This is a genomic window from Litorihabitans aurantiacus (genome assembly GCF_030161595.1).
Classification (GTDB): Bacteria; Actinomycetota; Actinomycetes; order Actinomycetales; family Beutenbergiaceae; genus Litorihabitans; species Litorihabitans aurantiacus.
Genome location: NZ_BSUM01000001.1, coordinates 764,163 through 787,178 on the forward strand (window position 1 = coordinate 764,163; position 23,016 = coordinate 787,178).

The window sequence follows — 23,016 nt, forward strand, 5'->3', positions numbered from 1 at the left end:
CTGGCCTCCTCAGAACCGCACGAACACGATCCCGGTCGCCTCGACCGTCAGCGACACCGCCATCGCGAGCACCCCGCACCCGAGCACCAGGTGGACGAGCGCGCGCACCGGGCGACGTCGGCTCCCACCGTTCGCGATGACACGTGCGGCGAAGCCGAACGTCAGCACGAGGGTCGCCGCAGGGACCACGAACGACCAGACCGGGTCGATCGCGTCGGGGTAGGTGGCCTTGAGGGTGAGCACCCCGAGCAGGAACGGGACGACGACACTCATCATCATCAGGAAGACGCCCGGGGCCACGAGCAGGCCGAACGGTGCCGGACGCGTGTCCGCCGAGACCGGGACCACGGCGGTCGGAGTGGAACCCTGGGGCGGAACGCGGAGGTCTTGTCGGCGGGGAGAGGCGGGCTCCGCCGTCGACCGGGCCTGAGCCGGGCGCGGCGGTCCCGGTGACGGCCGCGACGGCGCCGGTCGCGGCCCGGGGCCGGCGGCGCGCGGTGCCGGCCCGCGCTGCTGCCCGTACGGCCCGGAGGGCGACTGCCCGCTCATCCGGTCACGACCATCGTCACCAGCACGATCGCCCCCGCGATCATGAGCGATGCGAGAGCGGGCCGGCGACGAGCGTCCACGAGCGCACCGACGGCGAGCGAGAACGCTCCGGCCGCCAGCAGCAGCGGGTCGAGGAGCGCCTGCCGTATCTCCGGCGCCACCGGGCAGTCGAGGTCACCGACCCGGCAGTCCCCGAGCGCGTCGAGGGCCGGTGCGGCGTCGTTCGCCCAGCGCCACCCGAGCTGCGACATGCTCGGAGCCTAGTCTCGGGCCACTCGCCGCGCCCGGGTGTCGGCGAACCACCCCACCCGTGGCCCGCGAGACCCGCCGAGGCATACTGGCGAAATGATCGCGATCGCCCTCGCCCAGGAGCTCGCCGGTGCCGGTCTGCGCTGGCAGCCCCGCTCCGGAGACACCTTCACGATCCCGGGGGAGGCGTTCGAGGGGGAGTCCTTCGCCGTCTCCGAGCTGACGATCGAGGTGCACACCTACCCCAGCGGTCAGGTGCTCGGCTTCAACGGCACCACCGAGTGGGCGCTGGACTCCGTCGCCGTCGAGGACACGCTGTGGCTCCCGCGCGAGGACCAGCTGCGCGAGCTGCTCGGCCAGACCTTCATCGCGCTCACGCGGGACGACGCCGCCTACGTCGTGCACGTCGTCGACGCCGTGACCGGGGAGGACGACGCCTACTCCGCCGCGACCCCCGTCGACGCCTACGCCCAGGCGCTGCTCGCCCTGCTGGTGCAGGCGGACGCGGCAGGCTGACCGTGGCCGCGAGCGCTTCCTCGGCCGTCACCGTCGACCTCAACGCCGACCTCGGCGAGGGTGTGGGCGACGACGCCGCGATCCTGGAGGTCGTCACGAGCACCTCGATCGCGTGCGGCGGTCACCGCGGCGACGCCGCCTCCATGCGCGAGGCGGTGCGCCTGGCGCACGCGCGCGGCGTCGTCGTCGGCGCCCACCCCTCCTACGTCGACCGCGAGGGTTTCGGTCGGCGCCGGCTCGACGTCGCCCCCGACCTCCTGCTCGCCCAGGTGCTGGCGCAGGTGCGCGACCTCGAGACGCACGCGCGCGCCGTCGGGACGCGCGTGCGCTTCCTCAAGGCGCACGGCGCGCTGTACAACGTCGCGATGGTCGACGACGGCGTGGCTCGCCTCGTGCTCGAGGTCGCCGAGCGGGCGCTGCCCGAGACCCTGCCGGTGCTCGGGCTGCCGGGGTCCGTGCTGGCACGCCTCGCCGCTGAACGCGGGGTGCCGTTCGCCGCCGAGGCGTTCGCCGATCGCGGGTACGCCGCCGACGGCACGCTGCTGCCGCGCGGCGAGCCAGGGGCGCTGCTGACGGAACCGGCGGAGATCGCCGCGCGCGTGCCGGCGCTCGCGGAGCGGGCGCGGACGATCTGCGTGCACGGCGACTCGCCCGACGCGCTCGCGCTCGCGCGCGCCGCGCGGGACGGGCTCGCGGCGGCGGGGTGGCGCTGCGCGCGTTCGTCGAGCCCGACGCCGATGCGTAGCCGCTGCTACGGCGAGCGGGACGTGCTCGTCGACGTCGCGTCCGCCGCGGTCGCGCACGTGCTCGCGGAACAGCTGCGGGGTCGGGAAGGCGTGCTCGACGTCGTCCCCGCCGCTCGTACGCTGCTGGTCCGGTGCGCGGAGCCGGCGGAGGCGCTGGACCTGGCGGCAGAGCTGGCCGAGAAGGACGAGCCCGCCGCCGACGTCGGGCCGGGCGGGGGACGCGAGGTCGTGATCGAGGTCGTCTACGACGGACAGGACCTCGCCCGCGTCGCGGACCTCGCGGGCCTGGGGGTGGACGAGGTGATCCGGCGGCAGACCGGTGCGACGTACACGGCGGCGTTCGCCGGCTTCGCCCCGGGCTTCTGCTACCTCGAGGGGCTCGACCCCGCCCTCGCGACGCCGCGGCTGGACGTGCCCCGCACCCGCGTTCCGGCGGGCTCGGTCGCGGTCGCCGCCGGGATGACGGCCGTCTACCCGCGCGCGAGCCCCGGCGGCTGGAACCTGCTGGGCCGGACCGACGCGGTGCTGTTCGACCTCGAGCGGGAAACGCCCGCCCTGATCGAGCCGGGCGACCGCGTGCGGTTCGTCGACCTCACGGCCCGGCGGCGGGGGCGCGCGTGATCGCCGTCGAGCGGATTGCGGGCCTCGGAATCCTGACCGACTTGGGGCGGCCGGGGTACGCGCGGTGGGGTGTGACGCCGTCGGGCGCGTTTGACGTCGGGGCGCACCTGGCCGCGAACGCCGTGCTCGGCAACGCCCCGGGCGCCGCGACGATCGAGCAGCTGCTGGGGCCGCTGGTGCTGCGGGCGCGCCGCGCGTGCGTGCTGGCGGTGACCGGCGCCGAGGGTGACGTGCTGGTCGACGCGCTCGCGGTCGCGTCCGGGCGACCGTTCACGCTGCTGCCCGGGCGCGCGCTCACGATCGGCGCGCCGCGCGAGGGGCTGCGGCGCTACGTCGCGGTGCGCGGCGGGTTCGACGTCCCGCGCGTGCTCGGGTCACGCTCGCGCGACACGCTGGCCGGGCTCGGTCCGGCGCCGCTCGCGGTCGGGGACGTGCTCGCGGTGGGACAGGAGGTGGCGGGGCCGCTGCGGCCGCCGCCGGGGACGGACCTCGGCGGTGCCGTGGGCCGTGGCGGCACGGACGCCGCCGTCGCCCTCGACGTGCGGCCGGGCCCGCGTCCGGAGATGTTCGTGCAGGGCGCGTTCGAGGCGCTGGCGGAGCACGTGTTCACCGTGAGTCAGGAGAGCGACCGCGTCGCGGTCCGCCTGCTCGGCGCGGCCCCGGACCGTGCGGGGGCTGCCGAGCTGCCGTCGGAGGGGCTGGTGCCGGGTGCGGTGCAGGTCCCGCCGTCGGGCAGCCCCGTGGTCATGGGACCGGACCACCCGCTCACGGGCGGCTACCCGGTGCTCGCGGTGCTGACGCGCGACGCGCTCGACCGCCTGGCGCAGCTGCGGCCCGGGACCCGCGTCCGCCTCGTGCCACGTCCGACCTGACGCCGCGGCACCCGTCGGCGGCCCGGATCCACTTCCCCACGCGTACGCCGACCCACCTAGCCTCGGCGGATGCAGAGGGCGACGGCGGTGCGGTGGGCGGGGTGGGTGACGGCGGCGGCCGTCGTGGTCGGGGGCGTGATGCTGTGGCAGCGGCAGACCGCGCTCGTGGCGGGCGACGTCGCGTGGACGGCGACCGCGGAGGACCTCGATCTCGAGGGTTTCGGCGGGCTGAAGTTCGCCGCGCGTGCCGGCGACGCCGTGGCGCTGACCGGGCACGGTGGGACCCGGGTGATCGACCGCAGCACGGGTGAGCTCCTGGCTTCGCCGGATGTGCATGAGGTCCTGTGGCTGCGCCCGGACGGCTCGGGGGTGGGGGCGAGCCGGCCTGCCGAGGACGGGGTGCACACCGACGAGGTGGCGCTCCTGGGGTGGGACGCCGGGGGGCGCGAGACTGTCGAGCTCCTGGGCAGCGACATCGCGTCGATCGTGGCCGGCGGCTCCTCCGAGGACGGCGGACTTGCCGCGACGTCGGTCGCCACGGTGGGGGCGACCGACGACGTCGTCGCCTTCTCCGGTTGCGTGCATCCCCCTGTCCAGGGTTCCGAGGCGTGGTTCACGCCGCCTGGCGCGTGGCTGGTCGTGGTGGGGCTCGACGCGCGCACCGGTGCCGAGGTCTGGCGCACCGAGGGTGAGTCCCTGGGGCCGGGGGAGTGCCGCATCGGCACGACCCGAGTCCCGTCCGTCCTGTCCGAGTACGCGCTCGGGCTCGTCTCGACGCCTGATCCGGCGGACTTCCGCGACCGGAGCGGCTCGGTGGTCGTGCTCGACGTCGACTCCGGGGAGGTCGTCCTCCGCCGCGAGGCGAACGAGAAGCCGGGTCTCGACCACGTCGGTGCGACCGTGGTGGTGCATGACGGGCGCGAGGTGGTGGCGTACGACATCGCCGCCGACGCCGAGCTCTGGCGGACCGCGCCGTGCACCGATCGGGTCGAGTTCGTCCATGTCGGGTCGGGGCGGGTCGACGTCTCGTGCGCGGACGGACCCCAGCCGGCGCTTGACGTCGGGACCGGTGAGACCCTCGTGGAGGAGGGCCTCGTCCTCGCGCGCTATGACCGCGCGATTCTCACCACCGAGGGCACACCGGAGGTGACGGCGGTCGACGCCGTCACGGGTGATCCGGTGTGGTCGCGCGACTTCTCGGTGCCGGACGGGTGGTCGCCGGACCTCGCGGCCAACCCGAGCGGCGAGCTCCTCACCGTCTCGGCGCGCGAACCGCAGATCGGCGACAGGGTCGCCGACGACCGTCGCCTCTGGGCCCTTGATGTCGTCACGGGCGAGGAGGTCCTCGCGACCCGGGGGAGCGTCGCGTCGACCTGGTCGGCCTCGGCGGCCGCGGCATCGCCGTCGCCGACATCGAGAACGGCCGCCTGCACGCCGTCCTCGACGACTGAGCGACGACTGAGCGACGACTGAGCGACGACCGAGCGCCCCGCACCCCCTCTAGACTCGGGGCCATGCCCACGTTCAACTCCGAGGAAGTCGCGCGCCTCGCGGCGCTCGCGCGGATCGACCTCACCCCCGACGAGCTGACGCGGTTCGCGGGCGAGCTCGAGGTCATCGCGCAGGCCGTCGAGAAGGTCAGCGCGATCGCGACCGACGACGTCCCCGCGACCAGCCACCCGATCCCGCTGACGAACGTCTACCGGGAGGACGTCGTGTCCGACGTCGTGGACCGCGACGAGGTGCTCGCCTCGGCACCCGCGTCGCAGGACGGCAAGTTCCTCGTCCCGCAGATCCTGGGGGAGGAGGCGTGAGCGCGAACCTCACCCGCACCACCGCCGCCGACCTCGCCGCGCTGCTGAGCACCGGCGACGTCTCCGCCGTCGAGGTCGCGCAGGCGCACCTCGACCGCATCGCGGAGGTCGACGGCGACGTCCACGCCTTCCTGCACGTCGACGCCGCCGACACCCTCGCCCAGGCACGCGCCGTCGACGACGCCCGCGCCGCCGGCACCGACCTGCACGAGCTGGCCGGCGTCCCGATCGCCGTCAAGGACGTCGTCGTCACGCGCGGCACGCCCACGACCGCCGGCTCCCGCATGCTCGAGGGCTGGATCCCGCCCTACGACGCCACGCTCGTGGAGAAGCTCCGCGCCGCCGGTCTGCCGATGCTCGGCAAGACCAACATGGACGAGTTCGCGATGGGCTCCAGCACGGAGCACTCCGGCTACGGCCCCACGCGCAACCCGTGGGACCTCACCCGCATCCCGGGCGGATCCGGCGGCGGCAGTGCCGCGGCGCTCGCGGCCTTCGAGGCCCCGCTCTCGATCGGCACCGACACGGGCGGCTCGATCCGCCAGCCCGCCGCGGTCACCGGCACGGTCGGCGTCAAGCCGACCTACGGCTCCGTCTCGCGCTACGGCCTCGTGGCGCTCGCGAGCAGCCTCGACCAGGCCGGCCCGTGCGCGCGCACCGTGCTCGACGCCGCCCTGCTGCACGAGGTCATCGGCGGGCACGACCCGCGCGACTCCACCTCGCTGCCGCAGCCGGCCACGGGCTACGCCGACGCCGCGCGCCTGGGCGCCTCGGGCGACCTCACCGGCGTGCGCGTCGGCGTCGTGAAGGAGCTCGCGGGTGAGGGCTACCAGCGCGAGGTCAGCGAGGCGTTCGCGCGCAGCGTGCGCGAGCTCGAGGCCGCCGGCGCCGAGGTCGTCGAGGTGTCCTGCCCGTCCTTCGAGGCGGCGCTCGCCGCCTACTACCTGATCCTCCCGGCCGAGGCGTCCAGCAACCTGGCGAAGTTCGACGGCATGCGGTTCGGCCTGCGCGTCGAGCCGAGCGAGGGCCCCGTGACCGCCGAGCGCGTCATGGCCGCCACACGCGGTCAGGGCTTCGGCGCCGAGGTCAAGCGCCGCATCATCCTCGGCACCTACGCGCTCTCGGCCGGCTACTACGACGCCTACTACGGCAGCGCGCAGAAGGTTCGCACGCTGATCCAGCGCGACTTCGCCGCCGCCTACGAGCAGGTCGACGTGCTCGTCTCGCCGACCGCCCCCACCACGGCGTTCAAGCTCGGCGAGAAGCTCGACGACCCGCTGGCGATGTACCTCAACGACGTCGCCACCATCCCCGCCAACCTCGCGGGCGTGCCCGGCATCTCGGTCCCCAACGGGCTCGACGACGCCGGCCTCCCCATCGGCGTCCAGGTGCTCGCCCCGGCCCGCGCCGATGACCGGCTCTACCGCGTCGGCGCGGCGATCGAGCACCACGTCCGCTCGTCCCAGGGCGATCTCCTCGCCCGCATCCCGGAGGTCCACCGATGAGCGCCCGTACCACCACCGCGCTGGTCGACTTCGACGAGGCCGTGCGCCGCTACGACCCCGTCCTCGGCATCGAGGTGCACGTCGAGCTCGGCACCACCACCAAGATGTTCGACGGCGCGCCCGTCACCTTCGGCGCAGAGCCGAACACGCAGGTCACGCCGGTCTCGCTCGGCCTGCCCGGTGCGCTGCCGGCGGTCAACCGCAAGGCGGTGGAGTCCGCGATCAAGATCGGCCTCGCGCTGAACTGCTCGATCGCGCCGCTGTGCCGCTTCGCCCGGAAGAACTACTTCTACCCGGACGTGCCGAAGAACTTCCAGACGTCGCAGTACGACGAGCCGATCGCCTTCGACGGCTGGCTGGACGTCGAGCTGGCCGACGGCGAGGTCGTGCGCGTGGAGATCGAGCGCGCCCACATGGAGGAGGACGCGGGCAAGAACACCCACGTCGGCGGGCACGACGGTCGCCTCCAGGGCGCCGAGTACTCGCTCGTGGACTACAACCGCGCCGGCATCCCGCTGGTGGAGATCGTCACGCGCCCGATCCCGGGCACGGGCGCGCGCGCCCCCGAGGTCGCGGCCGCCTACGTGCGCACGCTGCGCGACATCTTCCGTGCGCTGGACGTCTCCGAGGCACGGATGGAGCGCGGCAACGTGCGCGCCGACGTCAACCTCTCGCTGCGCGCCACGCCGGACAGCCCGCTCGGCACGCGCACCGAGACGAAGAACGTCAACTCCTTCCGCAGCGTCGAGCGCGCCGTGCGCTACGAGGTCTCGCGGCAGGCCGCGGTGCTCGACGGCGGCGGCGCCGTCGTGCAGGAGACGCGCCACTTCCACGAGAGTGACGCCACCACCTCCCCCGGCCGCGTGAAGTCCGACGCGGAGGACTACCGCTACTTCCCCGAGCCGGACCTCGTCCCCGTCGCGCCCGCGCGCGAGTGGGTCGAGGAGATCCGCGCGACGCTGCCGGAGCTGCCGGCCGCGCGCCGTCGTCGGCTCGACGCCGAGTGGGGCTTCGCGGAGGCCGAGATGCGCGACGTCGTGAACGCCGGCGCCCTCGACCTCATCGAGGCGACCGTGACCGCCGGGGCCACCCCCGCCGCGGCCCGCAAGTGGTGGATGGGTGAGCTCGCACGCGTCGCGAACGCGGGCGAGGTGGCGCTCGAGGACCTGAGCATCACGCCGACCCAGGTGGCGCAGCTCCAGGCGCTCGTGGACTCCGGGCGCCTCAACGACAAGCTCGCGCGCCAGGCGCTGACCGGCGTCCTGGCCGGGGAGGGCGACCCCGAGCAGGTCGCGGCCGCACGCGGCCTCGAGATCGTGTCCGACGACGGCCCGCTGCTCGAGGCGATCGACGCCGCGCTCTCGGCCCAGCCCGACATCGCCGAGAAGATCCGGGGCGGCAACCTCGGCCCGATCGGTGCGGTCATCGGCGCGGTCATGAAGGCGACGCGCGGCCAGGCCGACGCCGGGCGCGTGCGCGAGCTCGTGCTCGAGCGGGTCCAGGGCTGATCGGGGGTCGCACCCTACCCTCGAGACCATGACCACGCCGCAGCCGTCCCCGCCGTCACGGCTGGGGGACCTCAGCGCCGTCGCCCAGGACTACCTCAAGGCGGTGTGGAACGCGCAGGAGTGGTCGAGCCGCCCCCTCAGCGTGAAGGAGCTGGCCGCGCGCCTCGGGCTCACGGCCGGGACGGTGTCGGAGGGGGTGCGGCGGCTCGCGGACGCGGGCCTCATCGACCACGCGCGCTACGGGCAGATCGCGCTGACGCCCCAGGGACGGCACGCCGCCCTCGCGGTGGTGCGCCGGCACCGCCTCGTGGAGACCCTGCTCGTGCAGACCTTCGGGTACTCGTGGGACGAGGTGCACGACGAGGCCGAGGTGCTCGAGCACGCCATCTCCGACGAGCTCGAGCGGCGGATCGACGCCCACCTGGGCCACCCGAGCCACGACCCGCACGGCGACCCGATCCCGAGCGCGGAGGGTGACATCTCGATCCCGGCCGCGCGCCACCTGAGCGATCTCGGCACGGGGGAGTGCGGCGTCGTCACCCGCGTGTCCGACGCCGATCCCGAGCTCCTGCAGCGCCTCGCGCAGGTGCGCCTCGTGCCGGGCGAGCACGTGGTCGTCACGGACCGCGACGGCGCCTCGGCCGTCACGTTCGTCGCGGCGCGCGCGCACGACGACGGCGGCGAGGGCGAGGGCGACGGCGGGACCGCGCCGTCGCATGCCGCGCCCGTCCCGTTCGGTCAGCCGGCGCTCGCGCACGTGTGGGTGGTCCCCGGATGATCGTGGCCACCCTGCCCGCCATCGCGATCGGCGCCCTGTGCGTGCTGGGGGTCAACCTCTACGCGGCCGCGATGATCGTGCTGCGCGCCGTGCGCTACCGCACCCCGCTCTACCGGCCGATGCTGCTGAACATCGTGCTCTCGATCGTGCCCATCGTGCTGGCGGTGGCCGGGTTCGTGGTGGTGCTCGTGGCCCAGGCGTCCTTCTTCGGCGACCCGAGGTTCGGGTGGATCGGACCGACGTCGTTCGCCCTCGCCGCAGCGATGTTCCTGGCGTTCTTCCCCAACTCGGCCTACCTGATCACCGAGCTGAACTTCTCCCACCGCAAGGAGGGGACGGCGTGCCGATGTGGTTCGACATCGTCATGACGCTGACCCTGACGATGTCGGGCATCCTCAACGCGATCGTGTCGCTCGCGCTCGTGCAGACGTTCCTGATGTTCGGTTTCGACCTGCGCGACGGGATCCCGGTCGTGCCGCCCGCCTGGACGTGGGGCGTCGCGGCGGCGGCGCTGCTTCTCGCGTGCGTCGGGGTGTGGATGGGGCGGATGATCCGCCTGAACAGCTGGGACCTGATCCTGCCGTGGCGGCTCGCCGTGAAGCTGGTGCGACACCTGGCCCAGCGGGGGAAGGTCCGCGAGCTGATCGGGTTCACGCTGAGCCACTTCGTCCTGCTCGCGCTGCTGTACACCGCGGTCTACGCCCCGGTCTCGATGCTGGTGCTGTCGGAGATCAGGATGAGCCAGGAGGTCGCCGCCGGGCAGGTCGTCGACGTCGGGTGAGTCGCGTCCCTCGCGCATGAGCGGCGCGGTCCGCCGCCTGGCGGACCACGTGGCGGACGCCGTCGGGCGCGCCACCTACGCAGGCGTAGGTTGGACGGCGGTCCGACGCGCGGCAGCGGCGTCGCCCCGCCGATCCCGGCCAGTCGGAGCTGCCTGAGGAGCACCGCATGTCCCGTCCCCTGCGCTCGCGCACCTCCACCCACGGCCGCAACATGGCGGGCGCGCGCGCCCTCTGGCGCGCCACGGGGATGGGATCGGACGACTTCGGCAAACCGATCATCGCGATCGCGAACTCCTACACGCAGTTCGTGCCGGGCCACGTCCACCTGAAGGACATGGGCGACCTCGTCGCCGGCGCGATCCGCGAGGCCGGGGGCGTGGCCAAGGAGTTCAACACCATCGCCGTCGACGACGGCATCGCGATGGGTCACGGCGGCATGCTCTACTCGCTGCCCAGCCGCGACCTCATCGCCGACTCGGTCGAGTACATGGTCAACGCGCACTGCGCCGACGCGATCGTCTGCATCTCCAACTGCGACAAGATCACGCCCGGCATGCTGAACGCCGCGATGCGCCTCAACATCCCGGTCATCTTCGTCTCGGGCGGGCCGATGGAGGCCGGCAAGGCGGTGATCGCCGACGGCGTGGCGAAGACGCCCCTCAACCTCGTCAACGCGATCAACTACGCGGCCGACGACGCCGTGGACGACGCCGCGCTCGCCCAGGTCGAGGAGAACGCGTGCCCCACCTGCGGCTCGTGCTCGGGCATGTTCACGGCCAACTCGATGAACTGCCTGACCGAGGCGCTGGGGCTGTCCCTGCCCGGCAACGGTTCGACGCTCGCGACGCACGCCGCGCGCAAGGAGCTGTTCCTCGAGGCCGGCCGCACGATCGTCGACCTCGCGCGCCGCTACTACGACGACGAGGACGACTCCGCCGCGCCCCGCGGCATCGCGACAAAGGCGGCGTTCGCGAACGCGATGGCGCTCGACGTCGCCATGGGCGGCTCGACCAACACGGTGCTGCACGTGCTCGCCGCGGCCCAGGAGGGTGAGGTCGACTTCGACCTCACCGACATCGAGCGCATCTCGCGCGCCGTGCCGTGCCTGTCCAAGGTCGCCCCCAACCACCCGCGCTTCCACATGGAGGACGTGCACCGCGCCGGTGGCATCCCCGCGCTGCTGGGCGAGCTCGACCGCGCCGGGCTGCTCGACCACGACGTCACCTCCGTCCACACGCCCACCCTGCGGGCGTGGCTCGACGAGTGGGACGTGCGGGGTGGGAGCGCGAACGAGCGCGCCGTCGAGCTCTTCCACGCCGCGCCGGGCGGGGTGCGCACGACGCACGCGTTCTCGACCTCGAACCGGTGGGAGTCGCTCGACGTCGACGCCGCCGACGGGTGCATCAGGGACCTCGCGCACGCCTACACCGTGGAGGGCGGCCTCGCCGTGCTGCGCGGGAACCTGGCGGAGGACGGCGCGGTGTTCAAGACCGCCGGCGTCGACCCGGACGTGTTCCACTTCGTCGGCCGCGCGCTCGTGTGCGAGTCGCAGGACGAGGCCGTGGAGAAGATCCTGACGAAGCAGGTCGAGCCGGGGCACGTCGTCGTCGTGCGCTACGAGGGCCCCTCGGGCGGTCCGGGGATGCAGGAGATGCTGTACCCGACGTCGTTCATCAAGGGTCGCGGGCTCGGCAAGGTCTGCGCGCTCATCACGGACGGGCGGTTCTCGGGCGGTTCCAGCGGCATCTCGATCGGGCACATCTCGCCCGAGGCGGCCGCGGGCGGCACCATCGCGCTCATCGAGGACGGCGACGAGATCGAGATCGACGTCAACACGCGTCTGATCCGGCTCAACGTGCCCGACGCCGTGATCGCCGAGCGCCGCGCGAAGATGGAGGCGTCGGAGCACCCGTGGCAGCCCGTGGACCGCGACCGCTACGTCTCGCCCGCGCTGCAGGCCTACGCGGCGATGGCGACGTCGGCCGACCGCGGCGCCGTGCGCGACGTGTCGCTCATCCGGCGCTGATCGAGCTCAACCCGCCCGAAGGTTCCTAAGGTGGAGGCATGAGCGAGACGGTGAACGCAGGCGTCGACATCAAGCCGCGGTCGCGGCAGGTGACGGACGGGATCGAGGCGACGGCGTCGCGCGGCATGCTCCGCGCCGTCGGGATGGGCGACGACGACTGGGTCAAGCCCCAGATCGGCGTCGCCAGCTCCTGGAACGAGATCACGCCGTGCAACCTCTCCCTGGACCGGCTCGCGAAGGCGGTCAAGGAGGGGTGCACGCCGGGGGCGGCTACCCGCTCGAGTTCGGCACCATCTCGGTGTCCGACGGCATCTCGATGGGTCACGAGGGGATGCACTTCTCGCTCGTCTCGCGCGATGTGATCGCGGACTCGGTGGAGACCGTCATCTCGGCGGAGCGGCTCGACGGCTCGGTGCTGCTCGCGGGCTGCGACAAGTCGCTGCCGGGCATGCTGATGGCCGCCGCGCGGCTCGAACTGTCCTCGGTGTTCCTCTACGCCGGCTCGATCATGCCGGGCTGGGTGAAGCTCGAGGACGGCACCGAGAAGGACGTGACGCTCATCGACGCGTTCGAGGCGGTCGGGGCGTGTCAGCGAGGGCTGATGAGCAAGGGGGACCTCGACCGCATCGAGCGGGCGATCTGCCCGGGCGAGGGTGCCTGCGGCGGGATGTACACCGCGAACACGATGGCCTCGGTGGCCGAGGCGATGGGGATGTCCCTGCCGGGGTCGGCCGCTCCGCCGTCGGCCGACCGCCGCCGTGACATGTTTGCGCGCAAGTCGGGCGAGGCGGTGGTGGAGCTGCTGCGGCGCGGGATCACCGCGCGTCAGATCATGACGAAGGAGGCGTTCGAGAACGCGATCGCCGTCGTGATGGCGTTCGGCGGCTCGACGAACGCGGTGCTGCACCTGCTCGCGATCGCGCACGAGGCCGAGGTCGAGCTGACGCTCGCGGACTTCGACCGCGTCGCCTCCCGGGTGCCGCACCTGGGTGACCTCAAGCCGTTCGGGCGGTACGTGATGAACGACGTCGACCGGATCGGTGGCGTGCCGGTGGTGATGAAGGCGCTGCTCGACGCCGGGCTGCTGCACGGTGACGCCCTGACGGTGACGGGCCGGACCGTGGCCGAGAACCTGGCCGACATCGACCCGCCGGACCCCGACGGCAAGATCCTCCGCGCGCTCGACAACCCCATCCACCACACCGGCGGCATCACGATCCTGCACGGGTCGCTGGCCCCCGAGGGCGCCGTGGTGAAGTCGGCGGGGTTCGACGAGGACGTGTTCACCGGGACGGCCCGGGTGTTCGAGCGCGAGCGTGCGGCCCTCGATGCGCTCGAGGACGGGACGATCACCGACGGCGACGTGGTGGTCATCCGCTACGAAGGCCCGAAGGGCGGGCCCGGGATGCGCGAGATGCTCGCGATCACGGGGGCGATCAAGGGTGCGGGGCTGGGCAAGACGGTGCTGCTGCTGACCGACGGTCGCTTCTCCGGGGGACGACGGGCCTGTGCGTCGGGCACGTGGCGCCCGAGGCGGTCGATGGCGGGCCCATCGCCTTCGTGCGCGACGGCGACCCGATCCGGCTCGACGTTGCGAACAAGACCCTCGACGTCCTGGTGCCGGACGAGGAGCTCGAGGCGCGGCGGTCCGGGTGGGAGCCGCTGGCGCCCAAGTACTCCCGGGGCGTGCTGGCGAAGTACGCAAAGCTCGTGCAGTCCGCGTCGCGCGGCGCGATCCTCGAGTAGACGGCGATCCTGCGGGCGCCGGTGCCCACGGCGCCGGCGCCCGCAGCCGTTCTCGAAGGGGCTCGGTCTGGACGCGGCCGCAGAGGAGCGGCGTTCGCGAACGGTGCCGGTGACGCAGGCCACACGAAGGTTACTCGCGGCCGTTGCTGTCGCGCTGCGAGGACCGTCCGCCGCTGGGAGGGGGCGAGAACGGCGGAATTTCGCGCCTGAACGGCGGTCGTCGTGACTGATGCGAGAGACGGAGCTCGAGAGGGATCCGCAGGATCGCAACGTTTTGCCAGCACGCACACGCTCACGTAATGTTCTTGTCACACGGGGAAGCGAGCCGGACCGAGAGGGCCGGGCTGACCGTGAATCCCCGGCGAAGAGTCGCGATCCACTGGGTGGGTTGTGGGGCCACTGCTGTGGGGTCATCCTTCTTGGTTTGCTGGTCGGGCTTCGGTTTGACGGTGTGCTGTGGGGGGTGTAGGTTGGAGAGGTTGCCCCGGTGGGGCTGGCCCGGTTCGGGTTGGTCTGGCTGGTGTGGTGTGTTGTTTGAGAACTCAACAGTGTGTTTGTGAACTTGATGCCATGTGTTGATCGCATGCCTGTGGGTGTGTGGTTGATGTTGATAGTTTTTGGCTCTCGTGCTGGTTGCGCCTTCGACTTTTGGGTTGGGGGTGTGGTTGGTGTGGGGGTTTTGTTGGGGTCATTCCCGTTGTATGGATTCCCGCTCCTTTTTGGGGTTGGGGTTTGTTTTTGACGGAGAGTTTGATCCTGGCTCAGGACGAACGCTGGCGGCGTGCTTTACACATGCAAGTCGAACGATGAAGGGGTGCTTGCATCCTGGATTAGTGGCGAACGGGTGAGTAACACGTGAGTAACCTGCCCCTGACTCTGGGATAAGCCTGGGAAACTGGGTCTAATACTGGATACGACATTCTCCTGCATGGGATGGGTGTGGAAAGGGTTTCTGGTTGGGGATGGGCTCGCGGCCTATCAGCTTGTTGGTGGGGTGATGGCCTACCAAGGCTTTGACGGGTAGCCGGCCTGAGAGGGTGACCGGCCACACTGGGACTGAGACACGGCCCAGACTCCTACGGGAGGCAGCAGTGGGGAATATTGCACAATGGGCGGAAGCCTGATGCAGCGACGCCGCGTGAGGGATGACGGCCTTCGGGTTGTAAACCTCTTTCAGTAGGGAAGAAGCCTTTCGGGGTGACGGTACCTGCAGAAGAAGCGCCGGCTAACTACGTGCCAGCAGCCGCGGTAATACGTAGGGCGCAAGCGTTGTCCGGAATTATTGGGCGTAAAGAGCTCGTAGGCGGTTTGTCGCGTCTGCTGTGAAATCCTCAGGCTCAACCTGGGGCGTGCAGTGGGTACGGGCAGACTAGAGTGCGGTAGGGGAGACTGGAATTCCTGGTGTAGCGGTGGAATGCGCAGATATCAGGAGGAACACCGATGGCGAAGGCAGGTCTCTGGGCCGTTACTGACGCTGAGGAGCGAAAGCATGGGGAGCGAACAGGATTAGATACCCTGGTAGTCCATGCCGTAAACGTTGGGCACTAGGTGTGGGGTCTGTTTCCACGGATTCCGCGCCGTAGCTAACGCATTAAGTGCCCCGCCTGGGGAGTACGGCCGCAAGGCTAAAACTCAAAGGAATTGACGGGGGCCCGCACAAGCGGCGGAGCATGCGGATTAATTCGATGCAACGCGAAGAACCTTACCAAGGCTTGACATGCACGGGAAGCCGCCAGAGATGGTGGTCTCTTTGGACACTCGTGCACAGGTGGTGCATGGTTGTCGTCAGCTCGTGTCGTGAGATGTTGGGTTAAGTCCCGCAACGAGCGCAACCCTCGTCCTATGTTGCCAGCACGTGATGGTGGGGACTCATAGGAGACTGCCGGGGTCAACTCGGAGGAAGGTGGGGATGACGTCAAATCATCATGCCCCTTATGTCTTGGGCTTCACGCATGCTACAATGGCCGGTACAAAGGGTTGCGATACTGTGAGGTGGAGCGAATCCCAGAAAGCCGGTCTCAGTTCGGATTGGGGTCTGCAACTCGACCCCATGAAGTCGGAGTCGCTAGTAATCGCAGATCAGCAATGCTGCGGTGAATACGTTCTCGGGCCTTGTACACACCGCCCGTCAAGTCATGAAAGTCGGTAACACCCGAAGCCAGTGGCCCAACCTCCTGTAGGGGGAGCTGTCGAAGGTGGGATTGGCGATTAGGACTAAGTCGTAACAAGGTAGCCGTACCGGAAGGTGCGGCTGGATCACCTCCTTTCTAAGGAGTTACATGTCACCGGCCGCCTCGTGTCCTCACGCGGTGCCCTTCGTGCTCGCCCGCTGCCTGGCCCTGCTGCTGGGGGTGGGTTGAGCTGTGGGGTGTGTGGGGCGGGGTGCCGGCAGCCGAACACTGCCCGCCTGGGGTGGTGGGGGTGCTGATGTGCTCTGTGGGTGGAACGTCAGGTTCATTCCTCCGTCTCGTACCTTGAGGTTCGTGGTTCCCGTCATATGGGGGGCTGCGGGCCCGGGTGTGGGTTCGGGGGGCACACTGTTGGGTCCTGAGGCAACACGCTGGTTGCCCGTCCTGGTGCTGGGAGAGCTTCGGCGCTCCTGGCCGGGGGTGGGTGGTGGTGGTTGTTCCTCTGGTTGCCTCTTCCTTCGCGTGTCCGCTCTTGGGTGGATGCTGTGGGGGTGGGTGGGGTTGGTTGTTTGAGAACTGCACAGTGGACGCGAGCATCTTTGATCTTTTGTGGTCAAGTGTTTAAGAGCAAACGGTGGATGCCTTGGCATCAGGAGCCGAAGAAGGACGTTGTGGCCTGCGATAAGCCTCGGGGAGTTGGCAAACGAGCTGTGATCCGAGGATGTCCGAATGGGGAAACCCCGCACGAGTCATGTCGTGTGACCTGCACCTGAATATATAGGGTGTGTGGAGGGAACGCCGGGAAGTGAAACATCTCAGTACCGGCAGGAAGAGATATTCCGTGAGTAGTGGCGAGCGAAAGCGGATCAGGCTAAACCGTGTGCGTGTGATACCCGGCAGGGGTTGCGTATGCGGGGTTGTGGGAATCGACTGGCACTGCTGCCGCAAGTGCGATGGAGTAAGAAAATCGTGTCATAGTCGAACACTCTTGAACGGGTGGGGATACAGGGTGCGACCCCCGTAGACGAAATGGCATGGTCTCCTGTTCGAATCTCCCGAGTAGCACGGGGCCCGTGAAATCCCGTGTGAATCTGGCAAGACCACTTGCTAAGCCTAAATACTACCTGATGACCGATAGCGGACAAGTACCGTGAGGGAAAGGTGAAAAGTACCCCGGGAGGGGAGTGAAATAGTACCTGAAACCGTTTGCTTACAATCCGTCGGAGCCTCCATTGTTGGGGTGACGGCGTGCCTTTTGAAGAATGAGCCTGCGAGTTAGTGGTACGTGGCGAGGTTAACCCGTGTGGGGAAGCCGTAGCGAAAGCGAGTCCGAATAGGGCGATACAGTCGCGTGCTCTAGACCCGAAGCGAAGTGATCTACCCATGGGCAGGTTGAAGCGCGTGTAAGAGCGTGTGGAGGACCGAACCCACCAGGGTTGAAAACCTGGGGGATGACCTGTGGGTAGGGGTGAAAGGCCAATCAAACTTCGTGATAGCTGGTTCTCCCCGAAATGCATATAGGTGCAGCGTTGCGTGTTCCTTGCCGGAGGTAGAGCTACTGGATGGCCGATGGGCCCTACCAGGTTACTGACGTCAGCCAAACTCCGAATGCCGGTAAGCCAGAGCGCAGCAGTGAGACTGTGGGGGATAAGCTTCATAGTCGAGAGGGAAACAGCCCAGATCACCAGCTAAGGCCCCTAAGCGTGTGCTAAGTGGGAAAGGATGTGGAGTTGCCCAGACAACCAGGAGGTTGGCTTAGAAGCAGCCACCCTTGAAAGAGTGCGTAATAGCTCACTGGTCAAGTGATTCCGCGCCGACAATGTAGCGGGGCTCAAGCACACCGCCGAAGCTGTGGCATTCACACAAATGATAAGCCTTCGTGGTTCAGTCGTGTGGATGGGTAGGGGAGCGTCGTGTGGGCAGTGAAGCTGCGGAGTGATCCAGTGGTGGAGCCTACACGAGTGAGAATGCAGGCATGAGTAGCGAAAGACGGGTGAGAAACCCGTCCGCCGAATGACCAAGGGTTCCAGGGCCAGGTTAATCCGCCCTGGGTAAGTCGGGACCTAAGGCGAGGCCGACAGGCGTAGTCGATGGACAACGGGTTGATATTCCCGTACCGGCGAAGTACCGCCCATACCGAGCCCGGTGATACTAACCGCCCAAACCATCCCACCGTGACCTTCGGGTCGCACCGGGGTGGGGCGCGCGGGACCTGAACCGGTAGTAGGTAAGCGTGTTAACAGGGGTGACGCATGAAGGTAGCCAGTTGGAGCGATGGTTGACTCCTTCCAAGCCTGTAGGACGCACGATAGGCAAATCCGTCGTGCAAGCGTTCCGAGAGGTGATGGTGACCGCGAACGCGGGAATATGGTGATCCTATGGTGCCAAGAAAAGCCTCGACGCGAGGGACTAGCCGCCCGTACCCCAAACCGACTCAGGTGGTCAGGTAGAGAATACTAAGGCGATCGAGACAATCGTGGTTAAGGAACTCGGCAAAATGCCCCCGTAACTTCGGGAGAAGGGGGCCCGGAGCGTGACCCCGCCTTGCGTGGGTGAGCGTGCAAGGGCCGCAGAGACCAGGGAGAAGCGACTGTTTACTAAAAACACAGGTCCGTGCGAAGTCGCAAGACGATGTATACGGACTGACGCCTGCCCGGTGCTGGAAGGTTAAGAGGACCGGTTAGACCCTCGGGTCGAAGCTGAGAATTTAAGCCCCAGTAAACGGCGGTGGTAACTATAACCATCCTAAGGTAGCGAAATTCCTTGTCGGGTAAGTTCCGACCTGCACGAATGGCGTAACGACTTCTCCGCTGTCTCAACCGCGAACTCGGCGAAATTGCACTACGAGTAAAGATGCTCGTTACGCGCAGCAGGACGGAAAGACCCCGGGACCTTTACTATAGCTTGGTATTGGTGTTCGGAGCGGCTTGTGTAGGATAGGTGGGAGACTGTGAAACCTTTACGCCAGTAGGGGTGGAGTCGTCCTTGAAATACCACTCTGGTCGCTTTGGACATCTAACTTCGGTCCGTGATCCGGACCAGGGACAGTGCCTGGTGGGTAGTTTAACTGGGGCGGTTGCCTCCCAAAATGTAACGGAGGCGCCCAAAGGTTCCCTCAGCCTGGTTGGCAATCAGGTGTCGAGTGTAAGTGCACAAGGGAGCTTGACTGTGAGACTGACAGGTCGAACAGGGACGAAAGTCGGGACTAGTGATCCGGCGGTGGCTTGTGGAAGCGCCGTCGCTCATCGGATAAAAGGTACCCCGGGGATAACAGGCTGATCTTGCCCAAGAGTCCATATCGACGGCATGGTTTGGCACCTCGATGTCGGCTCGTCGCATCCTGGGGCTGGAGTCGGTCCCAAGGGTTGGGCTGTTCGCCCATTAAAGCGGCACGCGAGCTGGGTTTAGAACGTCGTGAGACAGTTCGGTCCCTATCCGCTGCGCGCGCAGGAAACTTGAGAAGGGCTGTCCTTAGTACGAGAGGACCGGGACGGACTAACCTCTGGTGTGCCAGTTGTTCCGCCAGGAGCACTGCTGGTTAGCTACGTTGGGAAGGGATAACCGCTGAAAGCATCTAAGCGGGAAGCCTGCTTCAAGATGAGGTTTCCATCACCCCTTTGAGGGTGGAGAGGCTCCCAGTAGACCACTGGGTGATAGGCCGGAAGTGGAAGCGGGGACTAAAGACCCGTGGAGCTGACCGGTACTAATAAGCCGACCACTTCACCACAACAACAAAGACTCAATACATGTTGCGACGCGTCCACTGTGCGGTTCCCGAACCACCAACGCACCACCACCCCACCCGCAAGGGCCCGGGGCGAGGCAGTGAGTGTTGACAGTTCGATAGAGTTACGGCGGCCATAGCGAGGCGGGAAACGCCCGGCACCATTCCGAACCCGGAAGCTAAGCCCCTCAGCGCCGATGGTACTGCCCTGGAGACGGGGTGGGAGAGTAGGACACCGCCGAACACCCATTAAGCCGAAAGGCCCCACACCCACCCGGGTGCGGGGCCTTTCGCACACCCAGAAGCGCGCGCCAAGATCACCCCAAGAGGGCACCGACGCTTGCCGAGACGATCCCCGACCCCAGGCGAGAGGATCGCGGACCCTCGCCGAGCGGATTGCCGACCCTCCCCGAGAGGATCGCGGACACTCGCCGAGAGGATTGCCGACCCTCCCCGAGAGGATCGCGGACCCTGGCCGAGAGGATCCCGGACCCTTGGCGAGAGTATCCCGGACCCTCCGCGGGGAGATCGCTGGCACCTGTCGAGAAGATTGCCGATCTGCACTCGAGATCGCTGCGGGCGTTGCTCTATCGGGTCCGCTTGGGTCACCTGATCGTGCGCCCTCGCCGGAGGCGTCGCCAATTCTCTCCGCGAGGATCTGCAGTGTTCTGGGGGAGCGTCGGGAGTGCTTCCGGAGCGCGTCGCCAATCCTCTCCGCGAGGTTCGGCAATCCTCTCGGGGAGGGTCGGCAATCCTCTCGGGGAGGGTCGGCAATCCTCTCGGCGAGTGTCCGCGATCCTCTCGGGGAGGGTCGGCGATCCTCTCGGGGAGGGTCGGCAATCCTCTCGGGGAGGGTCGGCAATCCTCTCGCGGAGGGTCCACAAAGCTCTCGCGAAGGGTTGGGCGGGCGGGGGTGGGGCCTGCTGGCTAGGGTGGGTGGTACCGACCGAGAGGGCATCGATGCTGCGTGTGACCGTGAGTGGGTCAGGTGCACCCCGGGTGGTGCTGGGGCCGGGAGAGACGCTGCTGATCGGTCGTGCGCCGGACCAGGCGCTCCCCGAGCGGGACGCCACCGAGCAGCTCCGGACGACCGCCCTGGCTCTTCCTCGTGTCGCGGGCCACGTGTCGCGGCTCCTGGGCGAGGTCGCCGTCGGCGAGGAGGTCGTGCGGCTGCGCTGGCGGGGGAGCACAGGCGCCCAGCTCTCCAGCCTCTTCGACGCGCCTGGCGGAGCACGACGAGTCACGCTGTCGGACGGGATGGTCGCGCTCCTGGACGAGGGCGACAACCAGCTCCTCCTCCTCCAGGGCCGCCAGCAGCCCGACGGTACGTTCACCGACCTCCTCGTCTCCATCGACGTCGAGCTCGTCAGCACGCCTGACGTCCGGACCCCGTGGGTGCCGCTCCCCGATCCGGAGTCCGCACCGACCACGGAGGCACCTCGCCTCGAGCCGTGGTCCCGCGAGTGGTACGTGGCCCTCGCCCTGGCGGAGCCGTGGCTCAGCGGTGAGGACGACTACCCGCGCCCGGCGTCCAACCGCGAAATCTACGAGCGCATCCTGGCCTGGCGGGGACACGCGTGGAACCTCGAGCGTGCCCAGCGGGTGGACGACGCCATCCGCGTCGTCGCCCGCATGGCGTTCGGCATCGCGGACGACCCCTTCACCCAGGGCCAGGGACGCGTGCAGAACGTGCGCTTCGCCGTCGGGCGCCGCTCGGCCGAGGTGCAGCTCGTGACCGCGAAGGACCTCGCCGCCGTCCTGAGCGCCCAGGCGCGGGGGACGGGGCTGCGCCCGGCCGAGGACCCCGCCATCACCTGACGCACCGCCCGCCTCCCACTCCACACCCCACGCCCTCCCGAGCGCTCCGGCGCACGGGAGGGCGTCGTCGTGCTGCCCGAACGTTCCGCGACGACGCCCTGACCTCGCCCCCGAGCCCCCGGATCGGCCTCCCAGCCACCCACGGGGCGGAACCTTCCACCCCCGCCGAGGTGGTCGCGCGCGCGCCCCGTCCCTAGCGTCGTCAGCACCAGTCACCGACGTCGAGAGGCAGCGCCATGTACGACAGGAACACCTTCTACGGGATCGACCCCGAGTACTCCCGCAACGCCTCACGAGGCATGGAGCAGGGCGCCGGGGACCTCGGCAGCCTCGTGGGCTCCATCTCCGCGATGCTCGACTCCATCACCTGGGAGGGGGCCGGCGCGAAGCGCTTCCTCGGCGACTGGAACGGCGCCCTGCGCCCGGAGCTCCAGGCCGTCACCCAGTCGCTGACAGAGTCCGCGCACGAGCTGCGCCGCCGCGCCGAGATGCAGGAGCAGGCCAGCAGCTAGGCGGAACGTTCCACCCCCGACGGGGGTGCGGACGGCGCACCGGCCGGCCTAGCGTCGACGCCACACCCCAGCGGCAGGCTCCCCAGCCGGCGCCGCGGAGAGCACCACCCGGGCCCGCCCGGCACAGCGATCACCAGCACACCAACCATCACGACACGAACGAGAGGAGGCGGGAGATGTCCTTCCAGGGAGCCGACGTCAGCGCACTCGACAAGATCGCCACCACCTGCCAGGAGGGGGCCGACTTCGCGCAGCAGGTCGTCGTCGCCCTCAAGGTCGTCGTCGCCGCGCTCAAGGCGATGTCCTGGACGGGGTGGGCCGCGGCGTACGCGGCCTACCTCGAGGCCACGGTCATCCCGTGGGTCCAGGCGACCGGCCGCTACCTCGAGAACGCGGCACGCATGCTGTCGCTCGTCTCGCAGATCCAGAAGTCCACCAGCGAGGACTCGCCCACCGTCGTCATCCCGAAGGGCGGCTACACCCCGGTGCAGCTGCCCGCAGGCACCGCGACGAACCCGCCGAAGCTCTCCACGCCCGACGTCCGCATCACCATCACCGTGGCGGGCGGCGGCGCCGAGGGGGCCGGGGCGACCGTCTCCACCCCGGGCGCCATCGGCGCCGGGTCCGCCGCGGGCGGAGGTTCGGCCGGTGGCGGCGCGGGGGTCGCCTCCCCGACGACGCCGTCCGTCAGTGGTGCGGGCGCGACGTCGTCGACGGCGAGCGACGGCTCCACCTCCATCGGCGGGTCGATCGCGCAGGCGGGCGCCGCGATCTCCGCGATCGGCAAGGGGATCACCGGCATCGGCGACGGCGTGTCCCAGATCGGCGCCGGCATCGATCAGATCCGGGGTGGGATCGAGCAGCTGACCGGCGGCTCGAGCGCCGCGGGTGCAGGCGGCTCGGGTGCGGGCCTGCCCGCTCTCGGCGCGGGCGGCGCGGCGATCGGCGCCGGCAGCCTGGGCTCGCTCGGCCTCGGCAGCGGCGGCACCGGGTCGACGTCCGTCGGCGGCGTCGGCAGCGTGGGGGTGTCGGCCTGCCCGGTCTCACCGGCGGTTCCGGCCCGGCCTCGGGCGCGGACGTCGGATCGGCGTTCCAGATCGCCCCGGGTGCCGGCAGCGTCG

Annotated in this window: 16 protein-coding genes, 3 rRNA genes and 1 pseudogene; 17 read left to right on the forward strand and 3 right to left on the reverse strand. The window is 69.4% G+C overall.

From position 1 onward, the window contains the following. Positions 1–9: 9 nt before the first annotated feature. Both QQK22_RS03570 and QQK22_RS03575 read right to left on the reverse strand, forming a co-directional pair. Positions 10–348 carry a hypothetical protein gene (locus QQK22_RS03570; protein ID WP_284249461.1) on the reverse strand — a complete coding sequence of 113 codons (339 nt, stop codon included), beginning with the start codon at positions 346–348 and terminating at the stop codon, positions 10–12. A 197-nt stretch (positions 349–545) separates the two neighbouring features. Beyond that, a complete protein-coding gene (locus QQK22_RS03575) occupies positions 546–800 on the reverse strand; it encodes a hypothetical protein (RefSeq protein ID WP_284249475.1) in 255 nt (84 codons plus the stop codon). A 94-nt stretch (positions 801–894) separates the two neighbouring features. On the opposite strand from QQK22_RS03575, the gene QQK22_RS03580 reads away from it, so the two are divergent. The 17 genes and pseudogenes from QQK22_RS03580 (at position 895) to QQK22_RS03665 (ending at position 21,895) form a co-directional block, all read left to right on the forward strand. Then, the gene (locus QQK22_RS03580) at positions 895–1,314 is read left to right on the forward strand and encodes a hypothetical protein (protein ID WP_284249478.1); all 420 of its coding nucleotides are present in this window, start codon (positions 895–897) and stop codon (positions 1,312–1,314) included. A gap of 2 nt (positions 1,315–1,316) precedes the next feature. Further along, positions 1,317–2,681: a 5-oxoprolinase subunit PxpA gene (pxpA, locus tag QQK22_RS18515; RefSeq protein ID WP_348525480.1), complete on the forward strand. Its 1,365-nt coding sequence runs from the start codon at positions 1,317–1,319 to the stop codon at positions 2,679–2,681. Further along, positions 2,678–3,553: a 5-oxoprolinase subunit C family protein gene (locus QQK22_RS03595; protein ID WP_284249480.1), complete on the forward strand. Its 876-nt coding sequence runs from the start codon at positions 2,678–2,680 to the stop codon at positions 3,551–3,553. Before pxpA ends, QQK22_RS03595 begins: the two co-directional genes overlap by 4 nt. Positions 3,554–3,622: 69 nt before the next feature. Next, positions 3,623–5,026 (forward strand): outer membrane protein assembly factor BamB family protein, encoded by a 1,404-nt coding sequence (locus tag QQK22_RS03600; RefSeq protein ID WP_284249482.1) that lies wholly within the window; start codon positions 3,623–3,625, stop codon positions 5,024–5,026. A 41-nt stretch (positions 5,027–5,067) separates the two neighbouring features. Further along, positions 5,068–5,367: an Asp-tRNA(Asn)/Glu-tRNA(Gln) amidotransferase subunit GatC gene (gene gatC, locus QQK22_RS03605; protein ID WP_284249484.1), complete on the forward strand. Its 300-nt coding sequence runs from the start codon at positions 5,068–5,070 to the stop codon at positions 5,365–5,367. After that, complete coding sequence (gene gatA / locus QQK22_RS03610; protein WP_284249488.1) at positions 5,364–6,872, forward strand: Asp-tRNA(Asn)/Glu-tRNA(Gln) amidotransferase subunit GatA; 1,509 nt, start codon at positions 5,364–5,366, stop codon at positions 6,870–6,872. The genes gatC and gatA overlap by 4 nt, the downstream gene beginning before the upstream one ends. Further along, complete coding sequence (gene gatB / locus QQK22_RS03615; RefSeq protein ID WP_284249490.1) at positions 6,869–8,380, forward strand: Asp-tRNA(Asn)/Glu-tRNA(Gln) amidotransferase subunit GatB; 1,512 nt, start codon at positions 6,869–6,871, stop codon at positions 8,378–8,380. The genes gatA and gatB overlap by 4 nt, the downstream gene beginning before the upstream one ends. A gap of 28 nt (positions 8,381–8,408) precedes the next feature. After that, a complete protein-coding gene (locus QQK22_RS03620) occupies positions 8,409–9,158 on the forward strand; it encodes a metal-dependent transcriptional regulator (RefSeq protein WP_284249492.1) in 750 nt (249 codons plus the stop codon). Beyond that, positions 9,155–9,526: a DUF1361 domain-containing protein gene (locus tag QQK22_RS03625; RefSeq protein WP_284249495.1), complete on the forward strand. Its 372-nt coding sequence runs from the start codon at positions 9,155–9,157 to the stop codon at positions 9,524–9,526. The genes QQK22_RS03620 and QQK22_RS03625 overlap by 4 nt, the downstream gene beginning before the upstream one ends. Further along, positions 9,505–9,939 (forward strand): DUF1361 domain-containing protein, encoded by a 435-nt coding sequence (locus QQK22_RS03630; protein WP_284252519.1) that lies wholly within the window; start codon positions 9,505–9,507, stop codon positions 9,937–9,939. Before QQK22_RS03625 ends, QQK22_RS03630 begins: the two co-directional genes overlap by 22 nt. Positions 9,940–10,106: 167 nt before the next feature. Beyond that, positions 10,107–11,966, forward strand: a complete 1,860-nt coding sequence (gene ilvD, locus QQK22_RS03635; RefSeq protein WP_284249499.1) for a dihydroxy-acid dehydratase — start codon at positions 10,107–10,109, stop codon at positions 11,964–11,966. Positions 11,967–12,004: 38 nt separating this feature from the next. Beyond that, positions 12,005–13,712 (forward strand): annotated as a pseudogene (gene ilvD / locus QQK22_RS03640) (dihydroxy-acid dehydratase). 738 nt (positions 13,713–14,450) lie between these two features. After that, positions 14,451–15,979, forward strand: a 16S ribosomal RNA gene (locus tag QQK22_RS03645). Between the two features lie 473 nt (positions 15,980–16,452). Further along, a 23S ribosomal RNA gene (locus tag QQK22_RS03650) occupies positions 16,453–19,568 on the forward strand. A 123-nt stretch (positions 19,569–19,691) separates the two neighbouring features. Next, a 5S ribosomal RNA gene (gene rrf, locus QQK22_RS03655) occupies positions 19,692–19,809 on the forward strand. The 16S, 23S and 5S rRNA genes sit together here, the layout of an rRNA operon. 716 nt (positions 19,810–20,525) lie before the next feature. Beyond that, the gene (locus tag QQK22_RS03660) at positions 20,526–21,383 is read left to right on the forward strand and encodes a hypothetical protein (protein ID WP_284249500.1); all 858 of its coding nucleotides are present in this window, start codon (positions 20,526–20,528) and stop codon (positions 21,381–21,383) included. Positions 21,384–21,619: 236 nt separating this feature from the next. Continuing rightward, entirely contained in the window at positions 21,620–21,895 is a 276-nt protein-coding gene (locus QQK22_RS03665) for a WXG100 family type VII secretion target (RefSeq protein ID WP_284249503.1), read from the forward strand. 475 nt (positions 21,896–22,370) lie between these two features. Here QQK22_RS03665 and QQK22_RS03670 read toward each other — a convergent pair whose 3' ends face one another. Beyond that, a complete protein-coding gene (locus tag QQK22_RS03670) occupies positions 22,371–22,730 on the reverse strand; it encodes a hypothetical protein (protein WP_284249504.1) in 360 nt (119 codons plus the stop codon). Between the last annotated feature and the right edge of the window lie 286 nt (positions 22,731–23,016).